This is a genomic window from Pararhizobium sp. P1_E7, assembly GCF_056405855.1.
Window position 1 is genome coordinate 1 of the sequence record NZ_JBFUBH010000203.1, and the last position, 1,544, is coordinate 1,544.

Genomic DNA, 1,544 nt, shown 5'->3' on the forward strand with positions numbered 1-1,544 from the left:
GGAAAACTCTAGCCTCCGGCGGTCCAACGTTCGGGACGGCTCATATCGGGCCGGACTCTCATCCAAACTGGGGGAAATGACCCGGGGAAGGGCATAGAGATCCGGTTATTGCCTCCAGCCTGCAGATGTCGAAAATGCGCTGGTCCAGCAACATTGCTGGCGGGCTGACTGGCACTTTCGATGACCGATTCGAACCTGCGACCATGCCAGAGAGCATGACCTACCACGCTCCCTGCACGGATATCAAAGTACGAAATCGCTCGCTTGGAAGGCAATGGCGTCGTCGAAATGGATGGCAAAGTCCGCCACCTTGTCGCCGTTGACGTCGCCATAGACATAGGTGTCGGAAATCTGCTTGTCGAAGCGAAGCTCGCCGTTCTTGCCGCTGAAGGCGGCTGCACCCTTGAAGATAAAAGCCTGGTCTCCCGCGAGCGCCGCGTTGGCATCAATACCGGAAAGGCCGATCCGGTCACCCTGAGCGTGCGTAAAATCGAAGATGGTATCCTGAATGGAGGCCAGGACAGCGGTGTCGCCGGCCGATTTGAAGAGAAACGTGTCCGCACCTGCGCCGCCAGTCATTTTATCGGCGCCGGTTCCACCGGTCAGCACGTTGGCGCCGGTATTGCCGGTCAGCGTGTCGTTGTAACTGGAGCCGGTGAGGTTTTCGATGGAGATGTAGGTATCTCCCTTAGCGTCGCCCGTATTGTTCAAGGCGGAGGCGAGATTGGCGATGACACCGGCCGAAGCGCCGGCATAGGATGCCGTATCGGTGTTGGCGCCGCCATCGAGTTTGTCGGCTCCCGCACCGCCGACGAGCAGGTCGTTGCCCGCAGCACCAATCAAGTGATTGGTCGCTGTATTGCCCGTCAACGCGTCCCCGAAACCGGAACCCGTAAGGTTTTCAACGGACGAATAGATATCGCCCTTGGCATCGGCCGTATTCAACGCGCTGTTGGAAAGGTTCGCGACCACGCCTTTGGCCGCATTCCAGTAGGATGCTGTGTCAGATCCTGCTCCGCCTTCAACCCTGTCCGCGCCACCGCCGCCAATCAGGATGTCGTCTCCGGCGCCTCCCGTCAGTCTGTTTGCTCCATTGTGGCCTGTTAGCTTGTCGGCCAGCGCCGAGCCGTTGATGTTCTCGAACTGGGCGAAAACGTCAGATTCAGCGTCGCCACCGGAACCGAAGGCGCCCAAGCTCAGGTTCACGGTCACTCCAGCCAACGACATGGCATAGTCAAGCGTGTCCACGCCCTCTCCGCCCGTGAGAACATCTGCGCCTGCGCCGCCCTGAATAACGTCGTTGCCTGCTCCGCCCGCAAGGGCGTTACCCCCGGCATCACCTGTAAGAGTGTCGGCAAAATCGCTTCCGGTCAGATTTTCAAAAGCGTAGATCTCATCGCCCTGTGCGTCTCCACCGAATGTGGACCCCGTTGCCAGGTTGACTTTCACGCCTGCGTCCGAGGTGGAGTAGTCGAGCGTGTCGAAGCCCCAACCCCCGTTCATGTAATCGCCACCTGCACCGCCGCGGATCGTGTCATTTCCGT

The 1,544-nt window shown here is 59.5% G+C and carries 1 protein-coding gene; it reads right to left on the reverse strand.

The genetic code is table 11. The features are described from left to right. Positions 1–243: 243 nt before the first annotated feature. Positions 244–1,544, reverse strand: a 1,301-nt coding sequence (locus AC1D17_RS28900; RefSeq protein WP_477568626.1) for a calcium-binding protein, incomplete at its 5' end; no start/stop codon positions are given.